Origin of the sequence: Pseudomonas turukhanskensis (assembly GCF_027922365.1) — a bacterium.
In the GTDB taxonomy this organism is placed as follows: Bacteria; Pseudomonadota; Gammaproteobacteria; order Pseudomonadales; family Pseudomonadaceae; genus Aquipseudomonas; species Aquipseudomonas turukhanskensis.
In genome coordinates this window covers 1-24,569 of the sequence record NZ_BSFN01000003.1, presented here as the reverse complement: position 1 = coordinate 24,569, position 24,569 = coordinate 1, and the positions used below count along the sequence as shown (strand labels likewise).

The following is a 24,569-nucleotide window of genomic DNA, read 5'->3' as shown; positions in this document are numbered from 1 at the left end:
CATTCGGCGTTTCACCGGGCGCCCGGCTGGCCAATGGCGAAACTTTGGGCTACCATTTTCGGAAACGAACATTCAGACGTTCACTTTCGACTTTCGAGGCCGGTCATGCCCAGCACGCAGAAACCCAGCAGCTCCCTTGCCGAAATCTATGACGTCGCCGTGGTTGGCGGCGGTATCAACGGCGTGGGCATTGCGGCCGATGCAGCGGGCCGTGGCCTTTCTGTGTTCCTTTGCGAAAAAGACGACCTGGCGCAACACACCTCCTCGGCCAGCAGCAAACTGATCCATGGCGGTCTGCGCTACCTCGAACATTACGAATTCCGCCTGGTGCGCGAAGCGCTGGCCGAGCGTGAAGTGTTGCTGGCCAAAGCCCCACATATCGTCAAACCCATGCGTTTCGTGTTGCCCCATCGCCCGCACCTGCGGCCGGCGTGGATGATTCGCCTGGGCCTGTTTTTGTACGACCACCTTGGCAAACGCAAACAACTGGCTGGCTCGCGCGGCCTGCGCTTTGGCGCCGGCAGCCCACTGAAAGCCGAAATCACCCGCGGTTTCGAATACGCCGACTGCTGGGTGGACGACGCCCGCCTGGTGGTACTCAACGCCATGGCTGCCCGCGAGCAAGGCGCTCATATTCATACCCGCACCCGCTGCGTCAGTGCCCGCCGCAGCAAAGGCTTGTGGCATGTGCACCTGGAGCGCGCCGACGGCAGCCTCTTTTCGATTCGCGCCCACGCCCTGGTGAATGCCGCCGGTCCGTGGGTGGCGCGTTTTATCAAAGACGACCTGCAGCAAAAATCGCCCTACGGCATTCGCTTGATTCAGGGCAGCCACATTGTGGTACCGCGCCTGTTTGACGGCGAGCAGGCGTACATTTTGCAAAACGAAGACCGCCGCATCGTCTTCGCCATTCCTTATCTGGAACGCTTCACCCTGATCGGCACTACCGACCGCGAATACCAGGGCGACCCGGCCCAGGTGGCCATCAGTGCCGAAGAAACCCAGTACCTGCTGGACGTGGTGAATGCTCATTTCAAACAGAGCATCGGCCAGGCCGACATCCTGCACACCTACTCCGGCGTGCGGCCGCTGTGCGACGACGAATCGGACGACCCGTCAGCCGTTACCCGCGACTACACCCTGGCGCTGTCCGCTGCGCCGGGCGAGGCGCCGTTGCTGTCGGTGTTCGGCGGCAAGCTGACCACCTACCGCAAGCTGGCGGAATCGGCCATGGGCCACTTGGCGCCGTTTTTCAGCCAGATGAAAACCAGCTGGACCGCCGAGGCGCCGCTGCCTGGTGGCGAGCAGATGACCAGCCGCAGCGCGCTGGTGGAAGCGCTAAGCAGCCAGTACGGCTGGTTGCCAACCCAGGTTGCACGGCGTTGGGCCAGCACTTACGGCAGCCGCAGCTTCACTATTTTGGAAGGTGCCAAATCGCTGGAAGACCTGGGCGAGGATCTGGGCGCAGGGCTATACGCCCGTGAAGTGGACTACCTGTGCCGCGAAGAATGGGCACGAGATGCCGCTGACATTCTGTGGCGCCGCAGCAAGCTCGGGCTGTTTATGACGCCGGGGCAGCAGGCGCGGTTGAGTGCGTATCTGCTACGGCCGCAGGGGGTTAATGCGGCGTAAAACGAATCTGTGTGTGTGCTTAGCAAGACCTTGGCCCCGCTCTGCGGGGCTTTTTTATGGGGCTTACCAAGCCCTCGCCCCCAGCCCCTCCCGCACGCGGGAGAGGGGGCTCATCGGCACTCGCGGCCGAACTACCGATCAGTCCCCTCTCCCTCTGGGAGAGGGTTAGGGTGAGGGAAAAGCCTCAATAAACCGCAATATGCGAATCGGCACGCGGCTCCGTGCCGCCGCAAAGCACCCCGCTATCCGGGTCGCGCAGAATAATCTGCCCGCGCCCGTAGTCGGTGCGATCACAGGTCACGCTGACCTCATGCCCGCGCCGCGCCAGGGCAAACGCCAGGTCGCGCGAGGCTTCCTGTTCTATCCCCACTTTCATCTCCCCCAGCCACTGCCAGCGCGGAGCATCCAGCGCCGCCTGGGGGTTGAGGCCGAAGTCCACCAGGTTCATCACCATCTGCACATGCCCTTGCGGCTGCATATAGCCGCCCATGACGCCGAACGGCCCCAGGGCCTGGCCGTCTTTGCTGAGAAAGCCGGGAATGATGGTGTGGAAGGTCTGCTTGCCGGGCGCCAGGCTATTGGCGTGGCCGGGGTCGAGGCTGAATTCCGAACCGCGGTTTTGCAGGGAAATGCCGCTGTCGGGCAGTACCACGCCGGAGCCGAAGCCGTGGTAGCAGCTCTGGATAAACGACACCATATTGCCTTCGGCATCGGCTGTGGCCAGGTACACCGTGCCGCTGGCGTGAGGGTCGCCGTGCAGCGGTGGCTGGGCACGCTCGCCGATCTGCGCGCGACGTTGTTCGATATAGCCAGGGCTCAGCAACTGCTCCACCGCCACGCGCATATGCTCGGGGTCGGTGATGTAGTGCAGGCCGTCGCTGTAGGCCAGTTTCATTGCTTCCAACTGGCGGTGCCAGGTGTGCTGGCTGTCGCGCTGGTCGAACTGGAAGCCTTCGAGAATTTTCAGGGCCATCAGGGCAATCAAGCCCTGGCCGCTCGGTGGGATTTCCCAGACGTCGACGCCGCGGTAGTTGGCACTGATCGGCTCGACCCACTTGGCGCGGTAGTCGTAAAGGTCACTGGCGCGCAGGTAACCGCCGGTGGCCTCGGAATGCGCGGCCAGGCGCTGGGCGATGCTGCCGCGGTAAAAGCTTTCGCATTGAGTGGCCGCCAACTCCACCAAAGTGTCGGCCTGCGCCGGGTTGCGAAACAGCTCACCGGCCTTGGGCGCTCGGCCGTCAATCAAAAAGGTCGAAAACCAGCTTTCCAGCACCGGCTGGCGCTCGGGCGTGTATTCCTCCAATGCCGTTTGCCATTGGTGTGCAACCACCGGTGATACGGGAAAACCGTCCCGCGCCAGATCGATGGCCGGCTGCAACAACGCTGCGAACGGCAGCCGCCCAAAGCGCCGTGACAACTCTGCCCATGCCGCCGGACAGCCCGGCACCGTAACCGGCGCCCAGCCATAGACCGGCATTTTCTCGTACCCCGCCGCCTGCATGGCCTCGATGCTGAGTGCTTGCGGCGCATGGCCGCTGGCATCCAGGCCATGCAACTGGTTTTTCACCCAAACCAAGGCAAAGGCGTCACCGCCAATGCCACAGCCAGTTGGCTCCACCACCGTGAGCGCCGCCGCAGTGGCGATGGCGGCGTCGATGGCGTTGCCGCCGTTGCGCAGCATTTCAATCCCCGCCTCGGCAGCCAAGGGCTGTGAAGCAGCGACCATGCCGCGCCGGGCAAACACGCTTTGGCGCTGCGAGGCATAGGGGTATTCATGGGCGGAAAACGTCAACATGGGCAGCACTCACAAAGGTGAAAAACAAAGACTTATTTACCGGACTTGATCCGCGTCCACTCGCGGGTAATAACGCGCTGAATCGCCGGTGGCAGATCGGCCGACACGAACAGCTTGCCGATCACCTCGTCGCTTGGATAAATGCCGGGGTTGTCGCGCACCTCGGGCTTGAGCAGCGCGGTCGCATCCTTGTTGGGGTTGGCATAACCGACATAGTCGCTGACCGGCGCGATCACTTCCGGGCGCAGCAGATAGTTGATCAGCGCGTGGGCGTTTTTGGCGTTGGTCGAATCCTTGGGAATGGCGATCATGTCAAACCACAGGTTGGCGCCTTCCTTGGGGATCACATAACGGATGTCGATGTTTTTGCCCGCTTCCTTGGCACGGGTTTGCGCCTGCATCACATCACCCGAATAACCAATGGCCACGCAGATATCGCCGTTGGCCAGATCAGTCGTGTATTTGGACGAGCTGAAATAGGTCACCGACGGCCGCAGCTTTTGCAGCAGCGCCGAGGCTTTTTTGTAGTCCTCTGGATTGCTGCTGTTGGGGTTCATGCCCATGTAGTGCATGGCTTGGGGAATGATCTTCACCGGCGCATCGAGCATGGCCACGCCGCAGCTTTTGAGCTTTTCCAGGTTGGCGGGATCGAACATCAGTGCCCAGGAGTCCACGGGAGCGTTTTCGCCCAGTACGGCGCGGACTTTTTCAACGTTGTAGCCAATGCCCAGCGTGCCCCACATATAAGGAACGGCGTATTTGTTACCCGGATCGGCCTCTTCCAGACGGGCCATCAAGCGTGGGTCCAAGTGCTTCCAGTTGGTGAGCAACTCTCGCTGCAACGGCTGATAGGCACCGGCGCGGATTTGCTTGGGCAGAAACTGGCTGGAGGGCACCACCAGGTCATAGCCCGAGTGGCCGGAGAGCAGCTTGGCTTCGAGCATTTCGTTGGTGTCGAAGACATCGTATTGCACCGGCACGCCGGTTTCTTTCTCGAAATTCTTCAGCGTGTCTGGGCCCATATAGTCGGACCAGTTATAGAAGCGGATTGGCGCTTGGGCTGCGTGTACGGCAGGTATCGCCAGACTCAAGGTGACGGCGGCGAGCAACGTGTGACGGTTGAACATGGTGAGACTCCGGTAACGGTTAAGGACTGGCAGTGCTCAAAACAACGGTTACGGGTCAGACGCCCGTTTCGAGAAAACGCACCAGTTCGGGAACGGTGCCTTCGATATGGTCACGCAGTACGCGCTCGGCTTTTACTCCATCGCCTGTGCGAATGGCGTCGAGGATTTCGCTGTGTTCTTCGCGGGCGCTCAGGGGCTTTTCCGCGTGCTGCAGCCACAGGCGCATATGCGGCTCGATCACCGAATACAGCGCGGATATCTGCCGCATAAGCCTGGGCCGCTCGCTAAGACTGCACAGGTATTCATGGAACACCCGGTGCCGACTGACCCACTCGGCGCTTTCGTCGCGGCACTCATCCATCTCATCGAGCAGACGTTCGAGCTTGCTTAATTGGCGCTCGGTAATCTTCGGCACCGCCACCCGCAGGGCCAGGCCCTCCAGAGCGCTGCGCATTTCGAATACTTCATGCATCTCGTCGATGTTCAGGCCGCTGACCACCGCGCCACGGTTGGGGCGTAACGTCACCAAGCCTTCGGCCGCCAGCCGTCGAAACGCCTCGCGCACGGGCATACGGCTCATGCCGATTTCAGTGGCGATGTCTTCGGCAATCAGACGGTCGCCGGTGCGGTACTGGCCTTTGCAGATGGCATCGAGCAGAAAGCTGTAGGCCTCCTCCTCGGCAGTCATTGGCAGGCGCGCAGCGTAGGTGGGGACCAGGTGCATGGGTGTTCTCGCTTGGCTTTTTGGATCCAATTATCCATATATGCAATTTAGCAAGATGTGGGCCAGGGAAACCGATAAATCCTAACTGCATGTTTTAAAAGGCTTTATTTCATATCTTCAGGAAATTAGGCAGCCCGTGAGGGAGGATTTGTCACACTTCCGTGCGCGGGCGTTACGGGGGTGCCCACTTTTGAGAACGTTAAAACCCTCTCCCCAGCCCTCTCCCGCAAGCAGGCAGAGGGGGCCGAAAAGCACGCGATCGAGTTCCCCTCTCCCGCCTGCGGAAGAGGGGCCAGGGGTGAGGGCCGAGGAAGGCGCCGCGCAAATGCTGAACAAAAAAATGCCCGGCAGATGGGGAATCTGCCGGGCCGATACACCCAGGAGCGGGGGTGTGAAGGGAGGAGCATCAGTCAAACGGTGGGGCGACTACATAAAGAACCGCCCCGGAAAATCTCAGGCTACCTGCGCCAACTGCGACTTGGCCTGATTCAAGCCTTTTTCCAGAAACTCACCGCCCAGGTTCAACCCTTCGGCGTGGATAAAGCTCACCTCATGAATGCCGACAAACGCCAGCGCCTGGCGCAGGTAGGGTTCCTGGTGGTCGGCACTGCTGCCGGCGTAGATGCCGCCGCGCGAGGTCAGCACAAAGGCGCGCTTGCCGGTCAGCAGGCCCTGCGGGCCGGTGTCGGTGTATTTGAAGGTAACGCCGGCACGCAGCACGTGGTCGAGCCACGACTTCAGGGTGCTGGGGATGGTGAAGTTGTACATCGGCGCGGCCAGCACCAGTACGTCGGCGGCCAGCAGTTCGTTAGTCAGGGTGTTGGAGCGTGCCAAGGCGGCTTTTTCGGCGTCGCTTTGCTGATCGGCCGGAGTCATCCAGCCGCCGAGCAAGTCCATGTCCAGGTGAGGCACCTGGTCAACGGCCAGGTCGCGGACAGTGATGGTGTCGCCAGGGTGCGCGGCGCGCCACTGGGCGATAAATTGCGCGGTCAGTTCGCGGGAAACCGAACCCTGTTTGCGGGCGCTGCTTTCAATAACCAAAACCTGGGACATGGGGCTGACTCCATCTGCGTTGTCGTTCGATGGAGTAAGACTAAGGCCACAGATATCGATTAAAAAGCGGAAAAAACCGCTACAAACCATCTATTAATTTGATTTATCTCCCAGCAAACCCTAGGCTTCTGCTTCAGACAGGTTTGCAGGTCACCTTGATGCGCATCTTGATCACCTGGGCGGTAAAACGGCCGGTAAGCAGCGCGTCTTTACCAGGCTGCAAGGTGACCTTGCGGGTACGGGGCGACTCGGGCCCATTGCGAAACACCGCAGTGCACTCGGCTGCTTTCTGGCCGTAGTTAACCAGTTGCACGGCGCCCATATTGAAGTCGACTTCCTGGGTCGATGCCGACACCTCGGCGCCATTGAGGGTCTTTTCCAGTTCAATGGGAAAGGCCTGGGCGCTCAGGGGCAGGGCCGCAAAAGCCAAACACAACATTTTATTCGTATTCATCAGCTGGTCTCCGACAGGGAGCACAGCTTAGGCCAAGAGGAAGCGAGGATGAAAGCGCCCCGGGTAACCCTGGATCAATGGCGAACCCTGCAAGCGGTGGTCGACCATGGCGGCTTCGCCCAGGCGGCCGAAGCCTTGCACCGCTCGCAATCGTCGGTGAGTTACACCGTGGCCCGCATGCAAGAGCAGCTTGGCGTGCCGCTGCTGCGTATCGACGGGCGCAAAGCTGTGCTCACCGAAGCCGGCGACGTACTGCTACGCCGCTCGCGGCAGCTGGTGAAAAACGCCAGCCAGCTGGAAGACCTCGCCCACCACATGGAGCAAGGCTGGGAAGCCGAAGTGCGCCTGGTGGTGGACGCCGCCTACCCAACCGCCCGCCTGGTGCGCGCCCTCACCGCTTTTATGCCGCAAAGTCGTGGCTGCCGCGTGCGCTTGCGTGAAGAGGTGCTATCGGGGGTAGAAGAAGTGCTCAAGGACGGCATCGCGGATCTGGCCATCAGCGGCTTCAATATTCCCGGCTTTCTCGGCTCGGAAATGAACCCGGTGGAATTCGTCGCCGTCGCCCACCCCGAGCACGCCCTGCATCGCCTGAACCGGGAAATCACCTTTCAGGACCTCGAATCCCATATGCAAGTGGTCATTCGCGACTCCGGCCGCCAGCAACCGCTCGACGTCGGCTGGCTCGGCGCCGAACAGCGCTGGACCGTCGGCAGCCTGGCCACCGCCGCCACGTTTGTGGCCAGCGGCCTGGGCTTCGCCTGGCTGCCACGCCACCTGATCGAGCGCGAACTGCGCGAAGGCGTGCTCAAGGAATTGCCGTTGGACCGTGGCGGCAGCCGTCACCCGACCTTCTTCCTTTATACGAACAAGGACAAACCCCTGGGCCCGGCCACACAGATCCTTATCGAGCTGCTGCGCAACTTTGACGCCGCGCCACTGGATGCTCCGTTCGCCGCACCCGCCATGCACAGCTGATACGACACCCGCCAGGAGGCCCCCATGCCGTATTTCGATCACGACGACTGCCAATTGCACTACGAAGAGTATGGGACCGGAACGCCGCTGATTCTGGTGCACGGCCTGGGCTCCAGCACGCTGGATTGGGAATACCAGGTGCCTGAGCTGAGCAAGCACTATCGGGTTATCAGCCTGGATGTGCGCGGTCACGGCCGCTCTGACAAGCCGCGGGAGAAATACAGCATTGCCGGTTTTGCCGAAGACGTGGCGGCGCTGATCGAACACCTGAATTTGCCACCCGTGCACCTGGTGGGTATTTCCATGGGGGGCATGATTGGCTTTCAGGTGGCTGTCGATTACCCCCATTTGCTGAAAAGTCTGACCATCGTCAACAGCGGTCCGGAGGTGAAGGTAAAACGCCCCAAGGATGCGCTCATGGTGGCGCAGCGCTGGGTCATCTCGCGCCTGGTCAGCCTGGACGTGATCGGCAAGAAACTGGGCCGCTTGCTGTTCCCCAAACCTGAACAGGTGGAGTTGCGCCGGAAGGTGGAACGGCGCTGGCCCATGAACGACAAACGTGCCTACCTCGCCAGCCTGAACGCCATTATCGGCTGGGGCGTGCGGGAACGACTGGCGCGCATTACCTGTCCTACGCTGGTAGTAACGGCCGACCACGATTACACGCCGGTGGCGGCCAAACAGGCCTACGTAAACGAATTACCCAACGCCCGCTTGCTGGTGGTCGAAGACTCCCGACACGCCACCCCGATGGACCAACCCGAGTTGTTCAATAACGCGCTGCTAGCCTTTCTTGGCAACGTCGAAAAACAGCCGCACTAAACCCGACACCAACACCAATAGCCCAAACAAGGTCTGCCTCCATGTTTAAAAAAGCCACCCTCTTCGCCTGCTCCGTGCTGTTCGCCGGTCACCTGTTCGCTGCCGAGAACACCCATGTGTTGCTCACCACCAGCCTCGGCGAGATCGAGATCGAACTGGAAGATGCCAAGGCGCCGATCAGCACCGCCAACTTCCTCGCCTACGTGGATAAAGGCTTCTACAGCAAAACCATTTTCCACCGCGTAATTCCGGGCTTTATGGTTCAGGGCGGCGGTTTTGATACCGACATGCGCCAGAAGAACACCGCCTCGCCCATCAAGAACGAAGCCGACAACGGCCTGCACAACGTGCGTGGCACCCTGGCCATGGCCCGTACCGGCGTGGTCGATTCAGCCACCAGCCAGTTCTTTATCAACCAGAAAGACAACGCCTTCCTCGACCACGGTGGCCGCGACTTCGGCTACGCCGTATTCGGCAAGGTGGTCAAGGGCATGGACATCGTCGACAAAATTTCCCAGGTGCCGACCGGCCGTTACGCCGGCATGAGCGATGTGCCCAATACGCCGATTTTGATTCTGTCCGCCAAGCGCCTTTGATCGGTGCTTGAAAAAACGGTCCACGGACGGGCCGTTGTACCGACCACCAGAGAGGTGCGTGATGTACCGCCGTTTTGAACAGCTTATCGATATCTTCCGCCCCGCGCCGAGCGAGGCCCCGCCCACCGATGTGTGGCGCTTCTATTTGTATTTCCTGCGTCAGGCCTGGCCCAGTTTTCTCGCCTTGATGGTGATTGGCCTGATCGTCGCCCTTATCGAAGTGGCGCTGTTCAGTTATCTGGGCGATATCGTCGACTGGGCACAAAGCACGCCCCCCGCCGAATTCTTCAACCAGCACGGCACCGCCCTGCTGTGGATGGCCGCCGTCACCTTGCTGCTGCGGCCGTTGTTCAATGGTCTGCATGGCCTGCTGGTGCACCAGACCATCAGCCCCAGCCTGACCAACCTGATTCGCTGGCAAAACCACAGCTACGTGCTCAAGCAGAGCCTGGGGTTTTTCCAGAACGACTTCGCCGGGCGCATCGCCCAACGCATCATGCAAACCGGCAACTCCCTGCGCGATTCAGCCGTGCAAGCAGTAGACGCGCTGTGGCATGTGCTGATCTACGCCATCAGCAGCCTGGTGCTGTTTGCCGAGGCCGACTGGCGCCTGATGCTGCCACTGCTGGCGTGGATCGCCTGCTACATCGGCTCGCTGGTGTACTTCGTACCACGGGTGAAAGAACGCTCGGTGATCGCCTCCGAATCGCGCTCCAAACTGATGGGCCGCATCGTCGACGGCTACACCAATATCGCCACCCTCAAACTGTTCGCCCACACTAACTTCGAGCAGAACTACGCTCGCGAAGCCTTGAAGGAACAAAACGAAACCACGCAAATGGCTGGCCGCGTGGTCACCCTGATGGACCTGGTGATCACCGCCATGAACGGCGCGCTGATCGCCGGCACCACCGGCCTGGCGTTGTGGCTGTGGAGCCAGGGGCTGATTACCGTCGGCGCCATTGCGCTGGCCACGGGCCTGGTGATTCGCCTGATCAATATGTCCGGCTGGATCATGTGGGTGGTCACCGGCATTTTTGAAAATATCGGCACCGTGCAAGACGGCATGCAGACCATCGCCCAGCCGCGCAAGGTGCTCGACATCGCCCAGGCACCGCGCCTGCAAGTGCCGCAGGGTGCGGTAAGCATGCGCAACGTCAGCTTTCACTACGGCAAGGGCAGCGGCGTGATTGGCGGGCTGAACCTGGAGATTGCCGCTGGCGAGAAAATTGGCCTGATCGGGCCATCCGGCGCCGGAAAATCCACCTTGGTGAACCTGCTGCTGCGCCTGTACGACATCGAAGGTGGCGAGATTCTGATTGATGGCCAGAACATTGCCGAAGTGGCGCAGGAAACCCTGCGTGAACGCATCGGCATGGTGACCCAGGACACCTCGCTGCTGCACCGCTCCATCCGCGACAACCTGCTGTATGGCAAACCGGATGCCACCGACGCCGAGCTGTGGGAAGCCGTGCGCAAAGCGCGCGCCAGCGAATTTATTCCTGAATTATCGGATGCCCAGGGCCGCCTGGGTTTTGATGCCCATGTGGGCGAGCGTGGGGTGAAACTTTCCGGCGGCCAACGCCAGCGCATCGCCATCGCCCGGGTGCTGCTCAAGGACGCGCCGATTCTGATCCTCGACGAAGCCACCTCAGCGCTGGACTCGGAAGTGGAAGCGGCCATCCAGGAAAGCCTCGACAGCCTGATGCAAGGTAAAACCGTTATCGCCATCGCCCACCGCCTCTCCACCATCGCCCGCATGGACCGCCTGGTGGTGCTGGATAAAGGTCGGATTGCCGAGAGCGGCACCCATTCCGAGTTGCTGGCGCAAAAAGGGCTGTATGCGCGGCTGTGGCATCACCAGACGGGCGGGTTTGTGGGGATTGATTGAAACGTCGCGAGCAAGCTCGCTCCTACAACGTCCACATTCCCGTAGGAACGAGCTTGCTCGCGAAGCTTTTTATCAGCGCCGCACCCTCATAAAATAGATAGCCTGCTAACAATATCGATATGAATGATCTGTACTACAACCAGCATTGATTTCTCCTGCGGCGCCGCAACTGGTCAGATAGCCCCATCTCCACCGCTATCAAGGACCGCCATCATGAAACCCCTCGCCATTGCCGCCTTTGCTTTGCTCGCCGCTACCCCGTTTGTGTTCGCCCAAAGCGCGCAGCACGACAACGCCAAAGCCGGCGCCAATATCCCCGCCGTTGAGTACGAGTACGGCATGCAGTTGGATGTGAAAAAAGTCCTGTCGCTGACGGACGTTTCCAACGTCGCAGGCGTCGTGCCGGTGACCATGGTTTACGAAGACAGCCACGGCCAGGTTCAGAAAGTGCGTTATCTGGAACTGGGCGGCGCCGATGACCGCAGCTAAAAGCCCCGCAGTTGCTCGCTCTTACCATTAAAGGAGCGAGCAACAGCTCAAGACCGGGCCTCTGCGACGAAAGATAGCTTGCTTCCTATCCGAATTCGCAATAGTCTCAAAGCGCGACAACTTGTCGCACCTAGCAGAGAAATGTAAGACCGAGCCGCAAGACGGAACTGCAAGACCGAGATGCAAGAGAGCTTCAATCCAAGCCTTCACCCGGAAGGTTTCAGTTGCCGCTTTCATTCGACCCCCGACCGTTGAGGAAAGACCATCATGAAAATAGCGTCACTGGTTACAGCCGTTCTCTCCGGGTTTGCCCCGAGTGTATTTGCCGATGACCTGAACCCGACTCCCGGTGCCGGCCTGCCGACCGAGAAGTACCACTACGGTATGAAAGTCGACGTGGCCAAAGTGCTGCACCGCACCGACAACACCGGCAAAACCGGCGTCGTACCGGTGATCGTGGTGTACGAAGACAGCCTGGGTGAAGTGCACAAACTCAAGTACCAGGAATGGGGCGGCCGCGCGCAGAACAGCTGATCACCGCACCATGAACCGTAGGATGGGTGGGTGCCGCCTTGGCGAGCCGAAGGCGAAACCCATCGTTACGCCACTTACCGCGAACCCCCATCGTCCTGCCTGAACGGCAAGAGGCCTCGCGCCTCCTCTGCATACGCCCGAATCCCTTCTCGCTCATCCTGCAGAAAATCCGCCACCGCATCGCGCAGCCCAGGGTGGCAGAGGTAGTGCCAAGACTGGGTAATCACCGGCTCAAAACCACGAATCAGCTTGTGCTCGCCCTGGGCACCGGCATCAAAACGCTGCAAACCCTGGCTGATCGCATAGTCCATGCCCTGATAAAAGCAGGTTTCGAAATGCAAGCGATCGAACTCCGCCAGGCAACCCCAATAGCGCCCATACAAACTGTCGCCGCCGACCAGGCTAAACGCCATGGCCACCGGCCGTGAGCCCTGCACCGCGAACACCACACGAATGGCCTCGGGCATCCGCTCGGCCAGCAGACTGAAAAACGCACGAGTGAGATACGGCGACTGCCCGCGCACCGCATAGGTATTGGCGTAGCAGGCATAGACAAAATCCCACTGCGCCTCACTCAACTCCCCGCCTTGGTGCCATTCAAAACCGATGCCCTGCCCCGCCACCTGCTCGCGCTCCTTGCGCATCTGCTTGCGCTTGCGCGAGGCCAACACGTCGAGGAAATCGGAAAAATCCCGGTAGCCGCGATTGCGCCAATGAAACTGACAGCCCAGGCGCTGCAACCAGTTTTCCCGGCCATCGAGCAAGGCGTTGGCCAACTCGTCGGTGAAGTTGATATGCAGGCTGGAAAGGCCCTGAGTGGGTAAATCGTCGGTCAACTGATTGAGCAACTGCGAGGCGCTGTCCGGCAGCCCCAACAACCGCGGCCCGGTGACGGGTGAGAACGGCACGGCGCCGAGCAGCTTGGGGTAATAGCGAATGCCGGCGCGCTGACAGGCATCGGCCCAGCCATGGTCGAACACGTATTCGCCGTAGGAATGGCTTTTCAGGTACGCCGGCAAGGCGGCCTGCAACTCACCCTGCTCGCTCAGCCATACCCGGTGCGACGCCCGCCAACCGCTGCGACCGCCAATGCTGCCGCTGTCTTCCAAGGCAGAAAGAAACGCATGGCGCAGAAATGGCTGCGACTCGGGCAACAACGCATCCCAGGCTGTGGCGGAGATGGCTGACAGAGAGTCAAGAGTTTGCACAGGCATTGGCGTATCCACGGCGGGTTAGACGGGCGAAACATCATAACGAGCCTGCCACCGGTACGGGGAAACCGTAGGGCGAATATCCGCAAAGCGGGTATCCGCCGCGCCCCCACGCAGACCACAACGGCGGATATCGCCTAGGCAATATCCGCCCTACGATTTCCAGCTCCATAAAAAAGCCCCGCACGAGGCGGGGCTAAGTAAGGAGCAGAACCTTTGTTGCGTAGACCTACAACTTAGAACACGTATTGCAGACGAACAGTGAAGCCGTCGCCGTCGTCATCACCGTTAAGGTTGGTGATCTTGTCGGTTTTGACTTTGGTGTACATGCCGCTGATTTTTACCGCTTCGTTGGCGTACCAGTTCACACCCAGGTTATGAACGTTGGCGTCGACGTCATCGCCTTCACGGATGAAGTTGGCGGTGGTCAGGGCAACATCGTTGTCAACCGAGACGCTGTCGTAGCGGTAGTAAACTTCCCAGGCACCGATTTCTTTGTTGGCGGGTTTGATGGCGTCGAACTTGCCCATCTTGTAGCCACGCGCTTCACCGGTCAGGGTGTAAGCAACCTGGCCGTAGTAGCCAGTGCCTTTCAGGTCAGACTGGTCGCCATCGGAGTCGGTTTTGCGCTTGAAGTATTCGCCCTGTACCGAGAAAGGACCGGCAGCGAAGGCTGCTTCCAGGCCAAAGGCTTTGTCCTGGTCCCAGAACTGGCCGTTGCCGCTGGTGCCGGCGAACACAGTGCGGTTGCCAAGGTCACCGGCGGCGTTACCACCGTTGGTTTCAACACCGCGCATGCCCAGACGGGAGCGATAGCGCACGTCAGCGCCTTCAACATCATCCAGATCACGTTGGGCGAAGTTCGCGCCGAAGTGCAGCACATTGCCTGGCTCGGCAAACGGTGCCACGACTACACGGCCGTTGAACTGCTTGACGCTTTCGCCGCCGTTGTCGTTGGCGTCTTTGCTGCTGACGCTGGTGGAGGCATAGCCCCAGTTGCTGATCAGGTACTGAACCTGCAGGCCCAGGCCGTCCTGGTGGGTGTTGACCCAATCCATGGTTTCAGCGGCGGCGCTACGTTCCAGGGCGGTAACCCACTTGGAGCTGGTGGCTTTTTCCAGGCCGAAGTCCGGGTCGAAACGACCGGCGCGGATGGTCAGCGGTGCGAAGCCGGTGTAACTGAAGGAGGCTTCGTCGAAGTTGCCGCTGTTAGTAGCGCCGTTACCGGAGTTTTCGGAGAAGTCGTAAGCTACAGCATAGGCCCAGTCGGTGTAGGCAACACCGGCCAGCTCCAAGTAGGCGCGGCGGAAATAAGCAGCGTCACCGGTGTCGCCGTTACGGGTGTAGTAACCGTCGAAGGTACCGTAGTCAGCCTGCAGACGGCCGCCCAGCTTGAAGCTGAACGCTTTGTCAGTAGTAGCCACTTCAAGGCCACCTTTAGTTTTTACAACGATGTCAGCGCCGTCAGTAGTAACGGTACCGGCGAAAGCCTGGGCGGAAATGGCCAGGGCCAGGGCGCTGGCGGCAATACCGGCGAAGTGCTTACGGATCATCGAAGAATTCCCCTATTGGTCTTTGAAATACACCCGAGCGACTGGCTCGTTTGTGCTGGGGGAATACTGGCGGGGGGTTATTTCAGCTCAGTTGCTTTTATATAAATGTTTTATGACAAAGGAACTTTCTTACTCCGAATAGGAATAACCAACTAGCCGCTTTAGGACGGGGCTCTCAGCGATTTTTCTGGCACCGTGCCAGTACCCTGATGTCGGGGAAAAGCAAAACATTGCTGTCATAAAGCGGGAACATGTCCACCGCTTGTCGGGCGTAATTCCGCCGTAGCGCTTCTCCACTTCCAGTGCTTTGCGGCCCGCCATGCGGCCTGGTTACTGGGAAAATTCCTTGTGCAGCAGCGCCAGACATATATCTAATAATTCGATGTCTGATTAGCATTATTTGCGCTATTAACCAGCAACAAACCGATAGATCATGACACCCAACACCAGCGGCATCCCACCGCCTCGCCCCTACCGGCAAGGCCCAACGAGCGCCATCTGGCTAACCAACGGAGGACACAAGTCATGATCGAACGTCGACCTTTTGAACAGATGGGTGGTGCCAACCATGGCTGGCTGAACGCTCGCCACCACTTCTCGTTCGCCGAGTACTACGACCCGCAACGAATGAACTGGGGCCCACTGCGCGTGTGGAACGACGACGAAATCGCGCCACAGAGCGGCTTCCCTCGTCACCCGCACCGGGACATGGAAATCATCACCTATGTGCGTGAAGGGGCCATTACCCACCAGGACAACCTGGGCAACCAGGGCCGCACCGAAGCCGGTGATGTGCAGGTAATGAGTGCCGGTACCGGGATCGCCCACAGCGAGTACAACCTCGAGGATGAAACCACCAAGATCTTCCAGATCTGGATTCAGCCCACCGAGTTCAACTCGCCACCGTCCTGGGGCGCCAAGCCGTTCCCTAAAGGCGAACGTGCCGGTGCCTTCGTGACCCTGGCCAGCGGTGACAAAAGCGATAGCGAAGCCCTGCACATCCGTGCCGACGCCCGCTTGAGCGCCGCCACCCTTAAAGCCGGCCAGCAGACCGAGTACCGCCTGGGCAGCGACCGCAAGGCGTATCTGGTAGCCGCCAGCGGCGTGATCAGCGTCAACGGCGTGCAGGCCAATGCCCGCGACGGTGTCGCAGTCAGCGGTGAGGACGTGCTGGTGTTCAGCGCGGTCGAGGACGCGGAAATCATCCTAGTGGATGTGGCGTGATTTTCGGCAGTACGCGGTAAAAAAGGCAGCCTCCGGGCTGCCTTTTTTATGGCTCTATCAATGGAGCTTCGGAGTCATCCCCGCTGAGGCGGGGATCCAGAATGGTGTGGCGAACGGTGTTCCACGCTCCAGCCTGGATTCCCGCCTGCGCGGGAATGACGGTGGCGGAGTGAAAATCCCCTAACCCCCAGCAAAACCCATGCGCTTGTCCCCTATCTCAGGCTAGGCTACGGCTCTTTTTCCGCTGGAGCTGCCGCCATGAGCCACGACATCGAAGCACGCCAGGACACAGGCGATACCGCCCCTGCCGTAGAGCCTCTTACCAGCACCGAAGCCCGCGTGCTTGGCTGCCTGGTCGAGAAGCAGGCCACCACGCCGGAAAGCTACCCGCTCACCCTCAATGCCGTGGTGCTGGCCTGCAACCAGAAAACCAGCCGCGAACCGGTGATGAACCTCACCCAAGGCCAGGTCGCCCAAGCCCTACGCGGCCTGGAAGGTCGTGGCATGGCCCGTCTGGTGATGGGCAGCCGCGCCGACCGCTGGGAACACCGTGCCGACAAGGCGCTGGAGTTGGTGCCGGGGCAGGTAATCCTGCTCAGCCTGTTGCTCTTGCGCGGCCCGCAAACCCTCAACGAGCTGCTGACCCGCAGCAGCCGCATGCATGATTTTGACGATGTCGAAGCCCTGCAACACCAACTCGAACGTCTCGCCAGCCGGGGCCTGGCCGTGCATGTGCCGCGCCAGACGGGCCAGCGTGAAGACCGCTATATGCATTTGCTGGCCAGCCCCGAAGAGCTGGCGGCGGCCATTGCCAGCAGCGGGCGCAATAGCGACGGCCCGGCGCCTTCGCAGTCGCGCATTGATGAGTTGGAGGAGCGAGTGGCCCAATTGGAAGCGAGGTTGGCCAAGCTGGAAGAAGCCAATGGCCTGTAGGAGCCAGCTTGCTGGCGAATCCTGCAAACACTGATCGGGAACACCTTTTCCAGGATTCGCTAGCAAGCTAGCTCCTACAAAAAGAATTGCGATATGTCCCCCATAAAAAACCGGCTCAAGGCCGGTTTTTTTACATCTCAATCCAGCATCCCCACATGCTTTGGATGGCTCGCCACGCGCGCCAGCCAGGCCCGCACCGCCGGGTAGGGTTCAAGATCGAAGCCGCCTTCATGCGCCACGTGGGTATAGGCATACAGCGCAATGTCAGCGATAGAGTAGTGATCGCCCACCAGGTAATCGGTGAGTTTCAGTTGCTGTTCCATTACCTTCAACGCCTTGTAGCCTTTCTTGCGCGTGGCTTCATATTCGGCCAAGCGCTCTTCGGGCAGGCCCAGGTACAGCTTGATAAAGCGCGCCACGGCAATGTACGGCTCATGGCTGTACTGCTCGAAAAACTGCCATTGCAGCACCTGAGTGCGCAGGCGCGGCTCGGTGGGCAAGAACTCGCTGCCATCGGCGAGGAAATTCAGAATCGCATTGGATTCCCACAGGCAGGTGCCGTCTTCAAACTGCAGCACCGGGATTTTGCCGTTGGGGTTCATGGCGAGAAATTCCGGGGTCTGGGTTTCGCCCTTGAGAATGTCCACCGGCACCCACTTCGACTCTTTGCCGAGCAGGTGCAGCATCAATTTGACCTTGTAGCAGTTGCCGGAGAGGTAATCGCCGTAAACCTTGTACATATCAACCTCCTAATCAGGCTGGGTGAAAACTACTGCGCCAGGGCAGGCCGTTTTGCCTTGCCTTCCCATCGCTCGCTACGTTTTCGTGCAGCCTGCAATTCATGAGCTTTAACTTAAGCAGCGTTTTGCAAGTGTGCTTGACGGATAACGTTGGCCAGACGCGAAAGGCCTTCACCCAAACGCTCGGGCGAAATATGGCTGAAGTTCAGCCGCAGGTAGCCAGGGTTCTCGTCGGGCTTGGCGAAGAACGGCTCGCCGGGCATAAAGGCCACGTTCTCTTTCAGGGCCGCGTCCAGCAGCGTGCGGGTGTCCAGCGGCTGCTTGAGCGTCAGCCAGAAAAACAGCCCACCCTGCGGCACGTTCCAGTCAGCCAGTTCCGCGAAGTGCTCCTCCAGCGCCACCTGCATGGCGTCGCGGCGCACGCGGTAGAAGTCACGCAGCTCGCTCAGGTGCGCCTTGTACTTCTCAGTACCCAGCCATTGCAGTGCCTGCCATTGGCCGACGCGATTGGTGTGCAGGTCGGCCGATTGCTTCAGGCGCAGCAGGTGTGGGAACAGGTCTGGCGTGGCAATCAAAAAGCCCACGCGTAGGCCCGGCAGCAGGGTTTTCGACACGGTGCCCGTGTAGATCCAGCTGGCCTTCTTCAAACGGCTGACGATGGGCGTGGCGCTGCCGGCGTCGAACACCAGCTCGCGATAGGGTTCGTCTTCAATCAGGGTAACGCCGAACTCGTCGAGCAAGGCCGCCACGGCATCGCGCTTGGCTTCGCTGTAGCGCACGGCCGACGGGTTCTGGAAAGTCGGGATCAGGTAAGCGAACGCCGGGGTGTGCTGTTCCAGGCGCTGACGCAAGGCCTCGAGCTGCGGGCCGTCGGCCTCTTGCGGCACGCTCAGGCACTCGGCACCGAACAACTGGAACGATTGCAGGGCTGCCAGGTACGTTGGCGCTTCGAGAATAATTTCGGTGCCCGGGTCGATAAACAGTTTCGAGGCCAGGTCGAGGGTTTGCTGCGAGCCGCTGACGATCAGCACCTGGCTGGCCTCGCAGGCGATACCCAGCGAGCGGGCGTCGGCGGCGATGGCTTCACGCAGCGCCGGCTCGCCTTCGCTCATGCCGTACTGGCCGATGCCGCGCGGCATATCGGCCCACTCCACCTTGGGCAACATGGCTTCGGCCGGCAGGCCGCCGGCGAACGACATCACTTCCGGACGCTGCGCAGCCGCCAGAATTTCGCGGATCAAAGAGCTTTTAAGACGGCTGATACGTTCGGAGAACACCATGCAAGTCACCGGTAGCAAAGGCAGGGAAAAATAAGTCAAACTGCTTGACCGAAATCGGCTAACCCGAAACTACGACGATACGGATAACTACGTCAATATGCTTGACCTTAAAAAACCAACCTCGCAGCAAAATGCCATGGAAGCGTTTTTCTTCGGCTACCAGGCATTCACCGCCAAAGCCGATGAAATGCTCGCCCGCCGAGGCCTGAGCCGGGTGCACCAGCGCATTCTGTTTTTTATTGGTCGCAGCCCTGGCATGAGCATGAAAGAGCTCTTGGCCGTACTTGGGGTCAGCAAGCAGGCGCTGAATATGCCCCTGCGCCAGTTGCTGGAAATGGACTTGGTACGCAGCGATGCCGCCACTGACGACAAGCGCAAACGCCTGCTCTACCTCACCGTCGAGGGCGCCAAGCTTGAAGGCGCACTGCGCCGTGAACAGGTGAAACTGCTACGTCGCGCGTTCGATGAAACCGGCGAGCAGGCGGTGAATGGCTGGTTTGCGGTGAACCAGGCGCTGGCGCGGCAGGCGAACAGCGAGGAATAACGCCGCCTTCCCCGTAGGAGCGAGCTTGCTCGCGAAGCATTTGATCTTCAGCTTGGCGAGCAATCGGATGGCCGCCCCTCGCGTCTGTGCCGTCGTTCACCAGGAGATTTCAAGCGCTTCGCGAGCAAGCTCGCTCCTACACAGTAGCGCGGTGGCGCGACTGTACGGCCATTTGCGCCAGTTGCTGTATCGGGACGCCAACCCGCGCCACGCTTAGGCTGCAGGCTTATCTGGAGTGGAACACCATGACCTTCGAACTGCTGCTCGCCTTTGTCGCCTTCGCCTTTGTCACCTCGGTGACGCCCGGCCCGAACAACACCATGCTGCTCGCCTCGGGGGTCAATTTCGGTATTCGCCGTACCGTGCCCCATATGTTGGGTATTAGCTGCGGGTTGATGACACTGGTATTGGCAGTCGGCCTGGGCCTCGGCCAGCTCTTTGAACAAGTGCCAATGCTGTACGTCATGCTGCGCTACGTCGGCGCCATGTACTTGCTGTACCTGGCCTGGAAAATCGCTCGCTCCGGCGCTCCCGAAACCGACGGCACTGAGCGCGGCAAGCCGTTCGGCTTTTTCCAGGCGGCGGCGTTTCAGTGGATCAACCCCAAGGCATGGATCATGGCCGTGGGCGCCATTACCACCTTTACCCCACAAGACAACTTTGTAGTCAATGTGCTGCTGATTGCCGGTGTATTCGCCCTGGTCAATTGCCCGACCATGAGCGTGTGGACCGCCGCCGGCAGCCTGCTGCGCAATTGGCTGCGCGACCCGCGCGCGCTGCGCTTTTTCAATATCACCATGGCGCTGCTGCTGGTCGCCTCGCTCTACCCCATCTTCAAGGACGTGTGAATGAACGCCTCTGCGACGAAACCCTTGCGGCCCCTGGCCGACAGCTCGCCGTCTGCCGTGGTGGCCGGATTTATCGCCATGATGACCGGCTACACCAGCTCCCTGGTGCTGATGTTTCAGGCCGGCCAGGCCGCCGGGCTGACCACCGCGCAGATTTCTTCGTGGATCTGGGCGCTGTCCATTGGCATGGCAATTTGCAGCATCGGTTTGTCCCTGCGCTACCGCACCCCCATCACCGTGGCCTGGTCGACGCCCGGCGCCGCCCTGCTGATCACGAGCCTGGGGCATGTGAGCTATGGCGAGGCGATAGGCGCCTATATCACCTGCGCCGTGCTGGTGATTATCTGCGGGCTGACCGGCAGCTTCGAGCGCCTGGTCAAACGCCTGCCCGGCTCCCTGGCGGCGGCGTTACTGGCCGGTATTCTGTTCAAGATCGGCAGCGAGATTTTTGTCGCGGCCCAGCACCGCACCGCGCTGGTGGTAACGATGTTGTTCACCTACCTGCTGGTCAAGCGCGTGCAACCGCGCTACGCCGTGCTTGCTGCCTTGCTGGTCGGCACAGCATTGGCCGGTGTGATGGGCTTGCTCGATTTCAGCGGCTTTCACCTGCAAGTCGCTGTGCCGGTGTGGACCACGCCAAGCTTCTCCCTGGCGGCCACCATCAGTATCGGCATTCCCCTGTTCGTGGTGGCGATGACCTCGCAGAACATGCCCGGCATCGCCGTGCTGCGCGCCGATGGCTATAGCGTGCCGGCCTCGCCGCTGATCAGCGTCACCGGCATCGCCTCGCTGCTGCTGGCGCCGTTCGGCTCCCACGGCATCAACCTGGCTGCCATCAGCGCCGCCATCTGCACCGGCCCGCACGCCCACGAAGACCACAGCAAGCGCTACACCGCCGCCATGTGGTGCGGGGTGTTCTACGGCTTCGCGGGGATTTTCGGCGCCACCCTGGCGGCACTGTTTGCCGCCCTGCCCAAAGAACTGGTGCTATCGATTGCGGCGCTGGCCTTGTTCGGTTCGATCATCAACGGTTTGACCAATGCCATGGCCGAACCCAAGGAGCGCGAAGCAGCGCTGATTACCTTTATGGTGACGGCCTCGGGGTTAAGTCTGTTTTCGATTGGGTCGGCGTTCTGGGGGATTGTGGCGGGGGTGTTAACGTTGTTGATCCTCAATTGGCGCAAGGCTGAATAACCAGCGCAGCATACGTGCACCGTCATTCCCGCGAAGGCGGGGATGACGGTGGTTGGGCTTCACGCCAAGCGAAAATGCTCCACCATCCCCTGCAATTCATGGCTCAAGCTCGCCAGCTCGATGCTCGAGGCCGCCGTGCCTTCCATCGCCACCGAGGATTGATCCGCGCTGCTGCGGATGTTGGTGACGCTGCGGTTGATCTCCTCGGCTACTGAGCTTTGTTGCTCGGCCGCTGCGGCAATCTGCTGGTTCATCTGGTGAATCACCGATACCGCTGCGGCAATGCTGCCCAATGCGCTTTCAGTTTCCAGCGCATCGCTGACGGTCAGTTCCACCAACGCGGTGCTGCTCTGAATCTGCGTCACCGAGCTCTGCGCGCCTTTTTGCAGGGCGCTGACCAGGCGCTCGATCTCTTCAGTGGACTGCTGCGTGCGCTTGGCAAGCGCCCGCACCTCATCGGCCACCACGGCAAAGCCCCGGCCCTGCTCGCCAGCGCGGGCGGCTTCGATGGCGGCATTCAAGGCCAGCAGGTTGGTTTGCTCGGCCACGCTTTTGATCACGCTGAGCACCGACACGATATTGTGAATTTCGCCGCTCAGGTGCTGAATGCTGGCGCTCGCCGAGTTGGACGAGGCCGACAGCTGCTCGATACGAGCCATGGTCTGACGCACCACGCTCTGGCCGTTGGCAACCTTGCTATCAGCAGTTTCCGCCGCGCCGGCCGCCTCCTCGGCATTGCGCGCCACGTCGTGCACGGTAGCGGTCATCTGGTTCATCGCGGTAGCCACTTGCTCGGTTTCTTCTTTCTGGCTGGCCACTTCGGCGTTGGTCTGTTCGGTCACGGCGGACAATGAGCGCGCCGAGGTGGCGATCTGATTGATGCCGGCTTGCAGGCTGCCGACCATGCGGCTGAGGCTGTCCGACATCTGTTGCATGGCGCTCATCAGTTGCCCGACTTCGTCGCTGCCGCGCACCTGGATCTGCGTGCTGAGGTCGCCCTCGGCAATTCGCCTGGCCACATGAATCACGCTTTGCAGCGGTTTGACGATCACCCGGGTGATCAGTAGCGAGGCGCACAAGCCCACCAGAATCGCCAGGGCTGAGGAGCCCAGAATAAGCACCGAGTTGGCTTTCAACTCGGCCTGCATCGCCGCGTCCTGCGCGGCGTAAGCCTGGTCGACGTCGGCCATCACCTGCTCGGCGCGTTCGCGCATCTGCCTGTACACCTGGCGTTCCTTGGCCAGCAGATCGGTGTACTCGGCCAGCTTGCCGCTGAAGGTAGTGATATTGGTGCTCACATCGTTGAGCACGCTGACGTAACCAGCATCGGTCACCGAACCTTTCAGGGTTTCAGCCAGCTGCAAGGCATCGTCGGCCTGGGCAATCTTGCTCGACTCCAAGGCCTCACCTTCGGCCGCTTTGCGGCTGGCAGCCAGGCGCGCATGGGCCTCGTTCATGGCTTGCAGCATCAGGCGCGATACCTGGCTGACCTGCCCGGCCTGCTCGATAAACTGCGAGCCGTTCTGGCCCTGGGAATCTTTCAGCTCATAAGCGCCATCATCGGCCAGCCCGGCCTGGAGCAAATCGAGGTTGTTGGCCACGCTGGTAACCGACCAACTGGCCATTTCCAGGGCCAGGTCTTTGGCCAGGGCCAATTCCACAAACTGGTCAAAGGAAGCGCGATAAGCCCCCACAGCCTGCTCCACCGCCTCCATGGCGGGTGCGCTGGTGGGTGACTGCTGCTTGAGCGCAGCGGTGGCAGCCAGAATGCCGTCCACCCCTTTGCGCAATGCCTCAGCAGCCTTGGCATCGCCGGTGATGGAGAAGGCTTGTTCGTCGAGGCGCACGCGCAGCACGGCACTGTTGATTGCCGACATCTGTTTGAGGCCGTCGAAACGTTGGCTGATGGCCTGCAACGAGGTTACACCGATGGCCGCCACCACCGCTGTGAGGACCAGCACCAGGCCAAAGCCGGTGCCCAGCTTCTTTGCCATACCCAGGTTGGCAAAACGGCGTTGCAAGGCAGAAATCATGGCGCGGGTCCCCCTATCGAATGCTCAACGGCAGATGTGTCATTCAAGATTCGTGCGAAGTTGCGGCGCGCGCACGCGTTGCACAAGCGGCTTTACCCAGGGGCATGGCAAATAGCTATGCCGGAGTCGTTTTCAGAACAAAAAACTGGCGCCAAGGGTTTACACGCACCCAACGCACGCACCTGCACATCGCCGCCTTGCCCTGTTGCAGCGCACGATGCTGGCCACCGCCTGACAGCTTGCTGACAACAGACATCACACAACAAAAAGTCACCTTTTCAGCCGACCCAGCGCGCCGCTGCTGCATCCCAGGTTGGGGAAACCTTCTTGAAAGGTGCGTCGTTACTGAGCTAACGAAGCTAATTCGTCTAGCACTTTCGTCTAACAGCACGTTGACAAAGGCAAGTAGGTCTGTCGATAATCCGATGACGTTGTACGACAACATATAACAACAAGAACAACGCAGGACCACGCCATGACGACTCGCCCACTCGCCAGTCCCTTACCGCGCCAGCACCCGGCCCGGTCGTTCGTTCGCCCACATGGGCCACCCCACCCTATTGAATTCGCTGACGGCTAACCCTTAGCCCGCAGCAATGGCTTGGCCGTTTTTCGGTTCAAGTTCAACGCCTCGGTTCTGGGGCATCACCGGTTCCACCACTGATGCAGGCCATGGTTTGGCCCGCAGGGGAACGGCTTTTTCAAAAATGGGAGCACAACAACAATGACCACCCGCACCGTTCGTTCACTTGCCCTGCTGGGCGCCGGCAGCATGGCCTTGGCACTTCCGCTGGCCAGCCAGGCTGAAGGTTTTATCGAAGACACCAAGGCCACGCTGAACCTGCGCAACGCCTATTTCAACCGCAACTTCACCAACCCGGACAACGGCCAGGGCAAGGCTGAAGAGTGGACGCAAA

23 protein-coding genes and 1 pseudogene are annotated in these 24,569 nt (G+C 60.4%); 13 read left to right on the top strand and 11 right to left on the bottom strand.

The features are described 5' to 3' along the window. Positions 1-105: 105 nt before the first annotated feature. The gene (gene glpD / locus PKE98_RS06450; protein WP_271194455.1) at positions 106-1,632 is read left to right on the top strand and encodes a glycerol-3-phosphate dehydrogenase; all 1,527 of its coding nucleotides are present in this window, start codon (positions 106-108) and stop codon (positions 1,630-1,632) included. 184 nt (positions 1,633-1,816) lie between these two features. On the opposite strand, the gene PKE98_RS06445 is transcribed toward glpD, so the two are convergent. From PKE98_RS06445 to PKE98_RS06425, 5 genes are all read right to left on the bottom strand, one after another. Continuing rightward, positions 1,817-3,427, bottom strand: a complete 1,611-nt coding sequence (locus tag PKE98_RS06445) for a gamma-glutamyltransferase family protein (RefSeq protein WP_271194454.1) — start codon at positions 3,425-3,427, stop codon at positions 1,817-1,819. Positions 3,428-3,459: 32 nt separating this feature from the next. Next, a complete protein-coding gene (locus tag PKE98_RS06440) occupies positions 3,460-4,554 on the bottom strand; it encodes a polyamine ABC transporter substrate-binding protein (RefSeq protein WP_271194453.1) in 1,095 nt (364 codons plus the stop codon). Positions 4,555-4,609: 55 nt separating this feature from the next. Further along, on the bottom strand, positions 4,610-5,278 hold the full coding sequence (locus PKE98_RS06435; protein WP_271194452.1) for a GntR family transcriptional regulator: 669 nt from the start codon (positions 5,276-5,278) through the stop codon (positions 4,610-4,612). 453 nt (positions 5,279-5,731) lie between these two features. After that, complete coding sequence (locus PKE98_RS06430; RefSeq protein ID WP_271194451.1) at positions 5,732-6,331, bottom strand: FMN-dependent NADH-azoreductase; 600 nt, start codon at positions 6,329-6,331, stop codon at positions 5,732-5,734. Between the two features lie 133 nt (positions 6,332-6,464). After that, a complete protein-coding gene (locus PKE98_RS06425; RefSeq protein WP_271194450.1) occupies positions 6,465-6,785 on the bottom strand; it encodes a 3-phosphoglycerate kinase in 321 nt (106 codons plus the stop codon). Between the two features lie 48 nt (positions 6,786-6,833). Between PKE98_RS06425 and PKE98_RS06420 the strand changes: the two genes are divergently transcribed. From PKE98_RS06420 to PKE98_RS06395, 6 genes are all read left to right on the top strand, one after another. Then, positions 6,834-7,760 (top strand): PA3225 family LysR-type transcriptional regulator, encoded by a 927-nt coding sequence (locus tag PKE98_RS06420; protein WP_271194449.1) that lies wholly within the window; start codon positions 6,834-6,836, stop codon positions 7,758-7,760. A gap of 24 nt (positions 7,761-7,784) precedes the next feature. Next, positions 7,785-8,582: an alpha/beta fold hydrolase gene (locus tag PKE98_RS06415; protein ID WP_271194448.1), complete on the top strand. Its 798-nt coding sequence runs from the start codon at positions 7,785-7,787 to the stop codon at positions 8,580-8,582. Between the two features lie 41 nt (positions 8,583-8,623). After that, positions 8,624-9,178 carry a peptidylprolyl isomerase gene (locus PKE98_RS06410; RefSeq protein ID WP_271194447.1) on the top strand — a complete coding sequence of 185 codons (555 nt, stop codon included), beginning with the start codon at positions 8,624-8,626 and terminating at the stop codon, positions 9,176-9,178. A 58-nt stretch (positions 9,179-9,236) separates the two neighbouring features. Next, complete coding sequence (locus tag PKE98_RS06405) at positions 9,237-11,069, top strand: ABC transporter ATP-binding protein (RefSeq protein ID WP_271194446.1); 1,833 nt, start codon at positions 9,237-9,239, stop codon at positions 11,067-11,069. A gap of 213 nt (positions 11,070-11,282) precedes the next feature. Next, entirely contained in the window at positions 11,283-11,558 is a 276-nt protein-coding gene (locus tag PKE98_RS06400) for a DUF2790 domain-containing protein (RefSeq protein WP_271194445.1), read from the top strand. 267 nt (positions 11,559-11,825) lie between these two features. Beyond that, positions 11,826-12,092 carry a DUF2790 domain-containing protein gene (locus PKE98_RS06395; RefSeq protein WP_271194444.1) on the top strand — a complete coding sequence of 89 codons (267 nt, stop codon included), beginning with the start codon at positions 11,826-11,828 and terminating at the stop codon, positions 12,090-12,092. A 74-nt stretch (positions 12,093-12,166) separates the two neighbouring features. Here PKE98_RS06395 and PKE98_RS06390 read toward each other — a convergent pair whose 3' ends face one another. Continuing rightward, positions 12,167-13,306 (bottom strand): GNAT family N-acetyltransferase, encoded by a 1,140-nt coding sequence (locus tag PKE98_RS06390; protein ID WP_271194443.1) that lies wholly within the window; start codon positions 13,304-13,306, stop codon positions 12,167-12,169. Positions 13,307-13,539: 233 nt separating this feature from the next. Then, entirely contained in the window at positions 13,540-14,856 is a 1,317-nt protein-coding gene (locus tag PKE98_RS06385; RefSeq protein ID WP_271194442.1) for an OprO/OprP family phosphate-selective porin, read from the bottom strand. 525 nt (positions 14,857-15,381) lie between these two features. Here PKE98_RS06385 and PKE98_RS06380 point away from each other — a divergent pair. Continuing rightward, a complete protein-coding gene (locus tag PKE98_RS06380) occupies positions 15,382-16,080 on the top strand; it encodes a pirin family protein (protein ID WP_271194441.1) in 699 nt (232 codons plus the stop codon). Between the two features lie 258 nt (positions 16,081-16,338). Further along, entirely contained in the window at positions 16,339-17,013 is a 675-nt protein-coding gene (locus PKE98_RS06375) for a YceH family protein (RefSeq protein ID WP_271194440.1), read from the top strand. A 137-nt stretch (positions 17,014-17,150) separates the two neighbouring features. Here PKE98_RS06375 and PKE98_RS06370 read toward each other — a convergent pair whose 3' ends face one another. Together PKE98_RS06370 and PKE98_RS06365 are read right to left on the bottom strand one after the other, a co-directional pair. After that, a complete protein-coding gene (locus PKE98_RS06370; protein WP_271194439.1) occupies positions 17,151-17,753 on the bottom strand; it encodes a glutathione S-transferase family protein in 603 nt (200 codons plus the stop codon). A gap of 113 nt (positions 17,754-17,866) precedes the next feature. Continuing rightward, on the bottom strand, positions 17,867-19,033 hold the full coding sequence (locus tag PKE98_RS06365; protein ID WP_271194438.1) for an aminotransferase-like domain-containing protein: 1,167 nt from the start codon (positions 19,031-19,033) through the stop codon (positions 17,867-17,869). A gap of 97 nt (positions 19,034-19,130) precedes the next feature. On the opposite strand from PKE98_RS06365, the gene PKE98_RS06360 reads away from it, so the two are divergent. The 3 genes from PKE98_RS06360 (at position 19,131) to PKE98_RS06350 (ending at position 21,619) form a co-directional block, all read left to right on the top strand. Next, entirely contained in the window at positions 19,131-19,577 is a 447-nt protein-coding gene (locus PKE98_RS06360) for a MarR family winged helix-turn-helix transcriptional regulator (protein ID WP_271194437.1), read from the top strand. A gap of 245 nt (positions 19,578-19,822) precedes the next feature. After that, complete coding sequence (locus PKE98_RS06355) at positions 19,823-20,425, top strand: LysE family translocator (protein WP_271194436.1); 603 nt, start codon at positions 19,823-19,825, stop codon at positions 20,423-20,425. After that, complete coding sequence (locus tag PKE98_RS06350; RefSeq protein ID WP_271194435.1) at positions 20,426-21,619, top strand: benzoate/H(+) symporter BenE family transporter; 1,194 nt, start codon at positions 20,426-20,428, stop codon at positions 21,617-21,619. A gap of 59 nt (positions 21,620-21,678) precedes the next feature. On the opposite strand, the gene PKE98_RS27040 is transcribed toward PKE98_RS06350, so the two are convergent. After that, on the bottom strand, positions 21,679-22,524 hold the full coding sequence (locus PKE98_RS27040; RefSeq protein ID WP_373877825.1) for a methyl-accepting chemotaxis protein: 846 nt from the start codon (positions 22,522-22,524) through the stop codon (positions 21,679-21,681). A 15-nt stretch (positions 22,525-22,539) separates the two neighbouring features. After that, positions 22,540-22,767 (bottom strand): annotated as a pseudogene (locus PKE98_RS27035) (HAMP domain-containing protein); the annotation flags it as partial. Positions 22,768-24,376: 1,609 nt separating this feature from the next. Between PKE98_RS27035 and PKE98_RS06340 the strand changes: the two are divergent. Then, the coding region (locus PKE98_RS06340; RefSeq protein ID WP_271194433.1) for an OprD family outer membrane porin at positions 24,377-24,569 on the top strand (193 nt) is incomplete at its 3' end.